Annotated in this window: 7 protein-coding genes; 6 read left to right on the top strand and 1 reads right to left on the bottom strand. The window is 61.3% G+C overall.

The annotated features are described in order from the left end of the window. Window positions 1-560 precede the first annotated feature (560 nt). On the bottom strand, window positions 561-986 hold the full coding sequence (locus F2P44_RS33665) for a hypothetical protein (protein ID WP_167094357.1): 426 nt from the start codon (window positions 984-986) through the stop codon (window positions 561-563). Between the two features lie 663 nt (window positions 987-1,649). Between F2P44_RS33665 and F2P44_RS33660 the strand changes: the two genes are divergently transcribed. From F2P44_RS33660 to F2P44_RS33635, 6 genes are all read left to right on the top strand, one after another. Further along, window positions 1,650-1,940 (top strand): hypothetical protein, encoded by a 291-nt coding sequence (locus F2P44_RS33660; RefSeq protein ID WP_167094355.1) that lies wholly within the window; start codon window positions 1,650-1,652, stop codon window positions 1,938-1,940. A gap of 89 nt (window positions 1,941-2,029) precedes the next feature. Further along, window positions 2,030-2,836 (top strand): leucine-rich repeat domain-containing protein, encoded by an 807-nt coding sequence (locus F2P44_RS33655; RefSeq protein WP_167094353.1) that lies wholly within the window; start codon window positions 2,030-2,032, stop codon window positions 2,834-2,836. 243 nt (window positions 2,837-3,079) lie between these two features. Next, on the top strand, window positions 3,080-4,804 hold the full coding sequence (locus F2P44_RS33650; protein ID WP_167094351.1) for a molecular chaperone HscC: 1,725 nt from the start codon (window positions 3,080-3,082) through the stop codon (window positions 4,802-4,804). Between the two features lie 75 nt (window positions 4,805-4,879). Next, the gene (locus F2P44_RS33645) at window positions 4,880-6,520 is read left to right on the top strand and encodes a TonB C-terminal domain-containing protein (RefSeq protein WP_167094349.1); all 1,641 of its coding nucleotides are present in this window, start codon (window positions 4,880-4,882) and stop codon (window positions 6,518-6,520) included. 78 nt (window positions 6,521-6,598) lie between these two features. Continuing rightward, window positions 6,599-7,375, top strand: a complete 777-nt coding sequence (locus F2P44_RS33640) for a DUF2310 family Zn-ribbon-containing protein (RefSeq protein WP_167094347.1) — start codon at window positions 6,599-6,601, stop codon at window positions 7,373-7,375. Continuing rightward, window positions 7,363-7,842 carry an ATP-grasp domain-containing protein gene (locus F2P44_RS33635; protein WP_167094345.1) on the top strand — a complete coding sequence of 160 codons (480 nt, stop codon included), beginning with the start codon at window positions 7,363-7,365 and terminating at the stop codon, window positions 7,840-7,842. Before F2P44_RS33640 ends, F2P44_RS33635 begins: the two co-directional genes overlap by 13 nt. Window positions 7,843-8,038: the final 196 nt, after the last annotated feature.

The raw sequence follows: 8,038 nt of genomic DNA, 5'->3' as shown, positions 1-8,038 counted from the left end.
CATGGTGTGGGCGTTTTGATTAAGCGTTAGAAACTAAATCATGCCAGAAATGGGCGCCCACCCCCACCTTTTCGCTTGCGCTGCCAAGCAATTTTCATCCGTTCCGCTAGTTTTGCAAGAGGCTCTTGAATTAGTAACCATTAATACCGTAGTTGCTCAACATACAAGGTCACTGGCTGCGGAAGTGCGCAACTGGAAGACAGCTGGACCGCACAGCGGCTTTAAGGTGAATGAATAGTTAGCGGCGCTCATCAGCTACAGCAAGCGCTACACCGAATCGATCCCACACGCCGCCGACAGTGCATGGCCGACTTCTGTCGATTGGACTCGCCCGTGACAGGGAGGACAGCCATGGTCGCCGCGCCGGCAGCCTGTTTATCCGCTCTGCCAAGGTCACGGCGCGGCAGCGCCAAGTGGCGCTACTAGCCCGATGAGCTTCGCGTCGAACGACGAGTATTGTGCCGGCCGAAAAGGAGCTGGATAAAACGGCCGAGTCGAATGTTCGCTTGCGGCCTATTGTACGGATCGACAGCTTTGGATCGCGTCTCATTAGGTGTTCGCTACAACGATTTTTTTGCTGGAAGACCTTGGGTCTTGTCTAGCCACGTCGAATAAGACACAAAGCCGTACGCCAGCATGATCAAATGCATGAACGCAAAGGCTTTCCAGCCGCCGTTGACCTGGAACTTGAGTGCCAACGTAAAAAGTTCCATGAAAAATAACGGACAGATAACAAAAACGTACAGCCATGCCGTCTTGACCCACGGCTTGTGTGTCGGCGATAACCTGCCCGCCGCTTCAATCCTGTCGATCGAAGACTGGAACGGATCGTTAGGTCGAAAAATGTATGGTTCCGGCTCCAGCGGCTCAGGCGTATCCGTCTTCTCGGCGATCAGTGGCCTTTGGGCGCTGCGCAAATTGTCCAGCGAGGCGTTTTCGGTGCGGACGTCGAGATAAAAATTGCCTACCTTGATTCGTTGGGTCATGTTGGCTCATTGATACTAATATTCAGTGTGGCAGTGTGAACGACTGCTTTTGGCCGATGGCACGCGATTGCAATTGCTCAGTATAAAGTATTATTGCTCGTGGAGCAAGCAATTCGTCTTGCCAGGCGGTCTAAGAATAGATCTGACCTACGTCCATGCCATCTGACCTATATCCATTCAATTTCTCGTCAAGATGCGGCATTTGCATCGGCATGTTTTGCGAGGCGCGGCCTGAAGGCCGGTGTGCGGGTACGGTAGCGCCGGTACGCCTCCCCAAATTCCTGCAGTGCCCATTTTTCCTCGGTGCGCGCGCGGGCTCGTTGACCTGTGCTGGCACGCCCCGCCTGTAAAAGGACGGCGGCGTCCGGACTGCACTGTTGGGGGCGGTAAGCGACTTTGCCCATGGCGCGGGCAAAGCCGATCTTACTCACGCACCCGGGCATCGGGAACTGCAAGGTCGGTTCGATCCCATTCATCCTTACTGTACTTTCCGTCCCCATCATGCGTATCGGTCGCGCTGCGTCGGCGACGCGGTTCTGCCACGGTCCACTAGTCCTGCGTTAAAATGGCCGCCTTTTGCGGCAAGCGGCGCCATTTGAATGTCCTTGCAGGGCACCATCATCGGGCGGGGTTGGGAGGACTGAATGACATATGGAATACCGAGTGCGTAGCGAAAAATTATGGATAGACCTGACCTATGCACGGTCGCCATTGTTCGTGCGACAGACTGTCGCGCACGCTTTTGGAATTCCTGTTAACCAGGAATTCACTTGGGAACTGCTGCGGGACCTCATTTGCAACCTTGATGCGTCCGTGTTGCCGAAGGAAGTGATATTCGAGGGATGGTCAAGTCTGCGTCTCGCCGTATTCGACGAAGCGGAGCGGCTCAGCGGCTTCCTGCGCGCCCTTCAACTGCGCCATCCCGATATCAACGTGTCGATCGTTATTCTTTAGCGACACCGCTCGCTGTCTCGAAGTTATTATCTTCACTCACCAGTCGTGGAAGAACCCGCATGGATAGTAGAACTACCGAAGCCAACTGTGTGAATATCGAGGGCAGTTGTCGCTCAGCCGACCTGCGTCGTTTTGCAGCCAGCGGTCCTGTCGAGAAACTTTCCCTGACAAAGATGCCCTTGCTGACGGAGCGGATCGCACGCGGATTTCGCTCGTTCCAATCGGTGGACCAATTATGGTTATGGTGCGACATCACGCGCACGGCGATGCGGCATATGGTGTCGATTCCCGGATTACGGGTCCTCGACGTGCTTCGCATGGTAAAACCCGGCCGCCTGGAAGGATTTTCGGCAGCATCCGCGCTGGAAGAGTTCAGAGCGAACCACTCCCTCTCGGCAGACGACATCATGGAAGTTTGCAGGTGCCCGTCGTTGCGCGAACTCGGTGCCCAGGGAGCTGAACTATCGGCCCAGGTCATCGGCGCTCTTCTGCAACTGCCCAAGCTGGCGTCGCTTGACCTGGAGGGTTCCTGCTTTGACGATGCCATGGCCGCGCAGCTCAGCGCGTCCACGTCGATTACCAGCTTGAGCATCGGCGCCACCCGCATCTCGCGCGTCGGCCTCGCGCACCTCTGCAGGATGAAGCAGCTGCGCCAGCTCGATCTGTGGGCAACGTCCATCCCGGAATCCGATCTCGTTCTGCTGGCCGGACTGCCCGAGCTCGAATATGTGTCTGTCGGCGGGTACGACCATTTGCCTTCCATGCAGGCCGCAAGCTTGTTGCAGCTCCTGTCCGCAATCCCGTCGCTGAAACAGCTGTGGCTCGATGGCGTGGATCTGACGCCGTCACAACGGGACGAACTGGCTGCCCGCTACGAGTACCTTCGCATCACCTGAAACGGCACCGGCCACACCAAGGCGCCTGCCGGCCATCGCAACACCGCAAAGGCAATTCCTGCCGCGCTTGCCGGAACCCGCCGGCCGGGAACGCGTCCGCCCCTGGAAGTGTTGCGCCGCAAGATGAATTTGAGCATGATCGATTGCTCAAATACCAACGATCCATCGCTTTTCGGTTATCATTGCTGTACTGAAAGGTTAAGCCGCATGGCGACGCCTCACCGTCACTCAATGGGATTTAGCATGATCGTAGGAATCGACCTCGGCACCACCAACAGCCTGATCTCCGTCTGGGAGAACGGCGCCGCCCGCCTCATCCCCAACCAGCTGGGCGATGTCCTGACCCCGTCCTGCGTCAGCGTCGACGAAGACGGCACGATCCTGGTTGGCCGTGCTGCGCGCGAGCGCCTGCAAACCCATCCGGCCCAAAGCGCCGCCGCCTTCAAGCGTCACATGGGCAGCGACAAGAAAATCACCCTTGGCAAGCGCGCTTTCCGCGCCGAAGAACTGTCGGCCCTGATCCTGCGCGCGCTCAAGGAAGACGCCGAGGCCACCCTCGGCCAGCCCGTCACCGAAGCCATCATCACCGTCCCGGCTTATTTTTCCGACGCCCAGCGCAAGGCTACCCGCGCCGCCGGCCAGCTCGCCGGGCTCAAGGTCGACCGCCTGCTCAACGAGCCGACCGCGGCCGCCCTCGCCTACGGCATCCACCTGCGCGACAGCGAAAGCAAGTTCCTCGTGTTCGACCTCGGCGGCGGCACCTTCGACGTCTCGGTGCTCGACCTGTTCGAGAACGTGATGGAAGTGCGCGCCTCGGCGGGCGATAACTTCCTTGGCGGCGAGGATTTCGTGAGCGCCCTGGTCGACCGTTTCTTCGAGCACAATAAACTCAACAAGACCTACCGCGACAACGCCCACTTCATGCAGCGCCTGAGCGCCCAGGTCGAACTGGCCAAGCGCGAGCTGAGCACATCCGCGCGCGCACTGATCCGCGTCACCGAAGGCAGCGAGAATTTTTCGATGGAACTCGACGAACCCACCTTCGAGACCCTGTGCGCCCCCTTGCTGGCGCGCCTGCGCCACCCGGTCGAACGCGCCCTGCGCGACGCCAACCTGGTCGGCGCCGAGCTCGACAATATCGTGCTGGCCGGCGGCGCCACCCGCATGCCGGTCGTGCGCCGCATGGTGGCGCGCATGTTCGGCCGCTTCCCGGCCTGCGACATCAATCCGGACGAAGTCGTCGCGCTCGGCGCGGCAGTCCAGGCCGGCCTGAAGAGCAAGGATGCCGCCCTCGACGAAGTCGTCATGACCGATGTCTCGCCGTATTCCCTGGGCGTCGAAATCGCGATGCAGTACGATTCGGGCGGCCACTCGCGCGGCCACTTCGACCCGGTGATCGAACGCAACACCGTGGTGCCGGTCAGCCGCGTCAAGACGTATTCGCCAATCCACGAGCAGCAAAGCGTTATCGAAATTAATATCTACCAGGGCGAAGCGCGCATGGTGGCCGACAACATCAAGCTGGGCACCCTGAGCGTTTCGGTTCCGCCCGGCACGCGCGAAGACAAGTCGGTCGAGGTGCGCTTCACCTACGACGTCAATGGCCTGCTGCAGGTCGAAGCGAGCGCGCGCAAGGGAGCCGAAAGCGCCGTCCTGATTATCGAAGGCAATCCGGGCTTGCTGTCGCCGCAGGAAATCAAGGACCGCCTGGCGTCGCTGTCGCAGCTTAAAATCCACCCGCGCGACCGCATCGAAATGCGCACCCTGCTGGCTCGCGGCGAGCGCCTTTACCAGCAACTGCGCGGCAGCGTACGCGATCAACTGTCGGTCGAGATGACGCGCTTCGAGGGCAATCTGGAAAGCCAGGACAAGCGCCTCATCGACGCTGCGGCCAAGCGCTTCGTGGAGGTCCTCGATTACGTCGAGCACCGGCACGCCGGCAACCCTTTTGGCGACGCCGACCTGTGACGCCCACGGCGCCGCTTCATGGCGGCGCCCCGGTTTCACCCTTTGCCTGTTTCGGCGTACCCTCCTTTCTTCATCATGCCCCACATACCGCCATTCCTCGCCCGCCTGGGCCTTGACCGGAGCGCCGACGAACGCGCCATCCGGCGCGCCTACGCCCGCCAGCTCAAACAAATCAACCAGGAAACTGAGTCTGACCGCTTCCAGATCCTGCGTTCGGATTACGAATCGGCCCTGGCATGGCTGGCCTGGGGCGGCGATGATGATGATGATGATGATGATGACGGGAGCGGCATGGACGACGCCCTCGTTCACACCAGCGCCAGCGCCGACGTCATGCACGCCGATGGCGGCGGCCACCCTGCGCCGCAGCCATCGTACGCCCCGTCCCAAGCCCCGGTATCGGTCAACATAGCTACCCAGCGGGACGACGCGGGCGTAGCGCCGCCCGCCCGCAATGCCGGCCTGGAAACCGATCCCGGGCAGTTGGCCGACGATGTCTTCCAACAATTCCTGGGCGCGCTAACCAGCCTGCGCTTGGGCCGCATGCTGTACGACGACGCCCTCTGGGCCGACGAGCTGCAACGCTGCCTGAACGATGACCGCCTGCTCAACATTGCCGCCCGCATGGGATTCGAAGCGCGCGTCGCCTATTTCCTGGCCGGTGCGCGCCAGCTCGGTCATGAAACCCTGTTCTTCGCCGCCATCAGCGTGTTCGGATGGATGTCAGACCGCCATCGCCTCGAAAAGTTCGGTCATCCGGGCGCCATCGTCAACCGCGCCATCGACGAGCGCAATATGTTCCACGCTCAGGAAGAAGTCGACCGTGCCGGGCAGCAAGAAGCGCTGGCCGGCTTGCGCAAGCCTGCCCTGCCCCGGCTTGGCGAACTGCGGCGCCTGATGCCGCATTTGCAGACAATGCTGGCGCGTTTCCCTGGGTTGATGAGGCTGATCGCAGACGAGGAGGCAATCGGCCGCTGGCACGAAGCGTATGCCGCTTTGACTGCCGAGCGCGGCGCTCCATTAATCGTCAGGGAGAGCGAATCGGCAGTCGCGGGCGAGCCGGAAAAGTCGAGCTCGGGTTTCGGCTGGATCGTGGGCGTGATCATACTGATCTCCGTCCTGTTCAACTCGATGAAGTCGATTCCCCCAGCGCTTCCCCTGGCGACACCACCCACGCTGGAGTCGGTCAATCAGGCGCCCTGGAAGCCGGCCGCTCTGACACCCGGCCAGGAACCGGATTACGCCCCCCTGCTCACGGAGATGAACAAGAACACCAGAAGCGCGCTCCCGCCAGCGCCCCCTCAGGGCGAACGGCTGACGCCCGCCCAGCTCGATGAAATCGGCTCGCGCATCGACTACAGGGTCGACAATGATGCCGCGCCCGGCCTTCGATCGGCCGACTTTGACGTCGTTCTCGATGCCGCCGGCAAGGTCAAGTCGTTGAAACAATTGGACGGATCGGGTGATAAACGCTACGCCCACGCCGTCGGCAAGGCGATCAGGGAATCTCAGCCGTTTCCGGCCACGGTCGAGCGCCACTTCGCGGTGACATACTCGGTCCGCATAACGCGCGTGCTTCGCCCGCCCGAGTTTGTTTCCCCGCCGCCGCCGGTGTTTCCATCGGCCACAGGAGCGTCCGAGAAGACGGACACCAAGCCGCGCCCCGCGCCGCCTGCGCCGCCTGAGGCGCATGAAGACCCGCCGGGCACGCAGTAAGCAGGCTCGCACACGAATGGAATGACCATGCACGCAGTACGAATTGACATGCGCTTCACGGGGCCGCCGCCCGGCGACGTGCCGGCTGCGCACTTGAATCTGTTTCTGGGCGCGTTGAGAAAAAACGGCCAGGTCTGCGGCAGGGAATGGCCGATTGTCATGGATAGCGGCGCTTGCGTCACGACCGTATTGACGCCCGCCGCGGATTCGCTCGACGCGCGCTATCACGGCACCTATGTCAGGCGCTGCATCGCCGACGCGCAGCTGGCGGGCATCACCTTTGCCTGGTCGCTTATCGGGGAAGAATGCGACTCGGCCGAGGCATGCGGCTGCGCCGACCCGGGCGCTTACGTGTTATTTACCACCTACCTGACACTGGAGTCGCCCGTGCGGTGCATGGACTGCTTCGGGCCGGTCCCGCTGTACCGGTTCACTGCGCCGCCCGATACCGAGTTTCATGACGTGATATCGTGGCAGTCCGATTATCAGTCATGCGACCATCTGCAAATGAATTGCACGGTACTGGAAAAAGCCGCTACGCGCCAGATGTCGGTGATCGACAGCGCATTGTCGGCAGCCGGCCGCGCATGCTGCGCCGTCTTGTCGGAACGGGCCGGAAAGCCGTTTTATTACTACCTGTACCGCGATAAAGGCCGCAGCGCCGCCCTGGAAGCGCAACGGCGTTGTCCGGCCTGCGATGGCCCCTGGCAATTACCGGCGAGGCTGCATGGATGCTTTGATTTTCGGTGCGACAACTGCCGCCTATTGTCGAATGTTGCCTTTAACCTGCGTGCCAGCTATATGATGACAGCCCCGGATCAACTTCCCGCCCCGATTGCCCCATGCCCACCCTGATCCTCACACCGCGCCATACCGACGATTCGCACGTGCTGTGGAAGGCGGCGGCGCGCCTTGGCTGGCAAGTGGAGCGGCTGGCCGCCTGGCGCGTGCCGCCGGCGCTGCAATCGCTGGCCGCTCCGGTGCTGTACGCCGAGGCGCTGTTCGGCCCCACCCTCGCCGAGCAACTCGGCCTGGCCTTGCTCAATCCGGCGCAAGACTGGCTGGTGCGGCTTCCGTTCGACTACCGCAAGCGCGCCATTACCCTTGCCACGCTCGGCGCCGCGCGCCAGCTGGCGCAACCGGCATTCATCAAGCCGCCGAATGACAAGAGTTTTCCGGCGGACGTCTATCGCGGACCGGAACTGCCGGCCGAATACGACGACGCCATGCCGGTCCTCGTTTCCGGCGTGGTGACCTGGGAATTGGAATTTCGCTGCTTTATCCTGGACCGGACGCTAGGAGTCTGCGCGGCAGAAACTTGATATCATCCATGTCAACCGAGCAAACGCATTTTTGACCGATGACATCAAGCTATCTTCCCTACGAGCCGTAGCAGCAAATGCTGCTGCCCCACGCACTGCAGGACTGGCTCCCTGACGGGCACCTTGCCTATTACATTAGCGATACGATCGACTCGCTCGACCTATCCGCTTTTCATGCTCGGTATGCCGGGGGCGG

It is taken from the genome of Massilia frigida, assembly GCF_011682175.1.
Taxonomy (GTDB): Bacteria; Pseudomonadota; Gammaproteobacteria; order Burkholderiales; family Burkholderiaceae_D; genus Telluria_A; species Telluria_A frigida.
Note: the sequence above shows the minus strand (reverse complement) of the source record. Positions and strands in the feature narration are given on the sequence as shown.